Raw genomic sequence first — 1364 nt, 5'->3', positions numbered from 1 at the left:
ATCTTTTCGTCTTCAGCTGATTCCGCAAGGAGTTCCCGATCTTCAGGCCGAGCGGGAATTGCGATTCACTGATCTAACTTTATACACTTTTGAGTGAAATAGATACCTGTGCTCACCACAAAGACCGTCATCCTCAAGATGGACTGTTCCGACCCCGATCTTCTCGACCGGACGGTACGGACCTACACCGAGGGGATGAACTACGTCTCTGCGATCGTGTACAACTTCGGGAAACCCAAGGGTTCTGCTGCCCTCCAGAAGATTGTCTATCCCGCTCTTCGGGGACAGATCGGTCTCAAGTCCCAGATGTCCTGCAATGTCGTCCGGCAGGTCACGGGAACCTACCGGACACTCCAGGCACAGGTTCGGGCGAAAAAGACCGGGTGGCAGCAGATCACCTACGCCCCCACCTCCATGACCTTCTCCTTTGGGCGAGACTTCTCCCTTGATGGAGACAAGATCGGTCTTACGACCCTCGAAGGGAGAAAGAAGTACCGGTTCTTCCGGTACCCCCACATGGAGCGGTATCTCGACGGAACCTGGAAGTTTGGCGCGTCGAAACTGGTGAAACACAAGGACGGGACATACTACTTCCACCTCTGTTGCGAGAGGGAGACAGAGACCCGTGAGGTCGCGGAGTCTTCGACCTTTATGGGAGTGGATGTGGGGCAGAACTTCCTTGCGGTTGCCTCGACGACCGACAAAAAGTGTCGGTTCTTCTGTGGCGGGAAAGCCAAGGATCTCCGCAACATCTATTCTACTATGCGGAAACGGTTGCAGTCAAAGGGCACCCGGTCGGCAAAGAAAATGCTGAAGCACCTCTCCGGCCGGGAGAGACGGTTGATGACTGATATGAACCACCGCGTCTCGAAGGAGATCGTTTCTTTTGCTGTTCAGAACAGGGTCGATGTGATCGGGTTGGAGGATCTGTCCGGGATCAGGGATCGGCCAGATACCCCCAGGAAGCGGCGATACACCCATCATTCCTGGGCGTTCTTTGAACTTCAGTCCTTCATCGAGTATAAGGCGCGGGAGAAGGGTATATCGACGGTCTATGTCGATCCTGCCTATACCTCCCAGACCTGCCCTCGATGCAACCATATCAGCAAGAATAATCGGAATGGAAGGTCGTTTGTCTGCGAATGCTGCGGGCACTCCCTCCATGCCGATCTTATCGGTGCTCGGAACATCGAGTCCAGAGCACGCACCTACAGGTATACCTTGGAGGTGCAGGGGTGCAGTCAACCACCCGGACGAGAACTATCGACAAGATAGAGTCTCAAGCCCCGCCCTTCAGGGCGGGGTGGTTGACCCCTCTAAAAAGGATCACCGGAACGGATGACGATCCTTTTACGATGGACGAG

Annotated in this window: 1 protein-coding gene; it reads left to right on the top strand. The window is 54.8% G+C overall.

Annotated features, from left to right (window positions below; translation table 11 throughout):
* Positions 1-108: 108 nt before the first annotated feature.
* A complete protein-coding gene (locus EI28_RS12630; RefSeq protein ID WP_048114153.1) occupies positions 109-1275 on the top strand; it encodes an RNA-guided endonuclease TnpB family protein in 1167 nt (388 codons plus the stop codon).
* Positions 1276-1364: the final 89 nt, after the last annotated feature.

Source organism: Methanoculleus sp. MH98A (assembly GCF_000691865.1).
GTDB lineage: Archaea > Halobacteriota > Methanomicrobia > Methanomicrobiales > Methanoculleaceae > Methanoculleus.
This window is presented reverse-complemented; position numbering and strand designations above follow the sequence as displayed.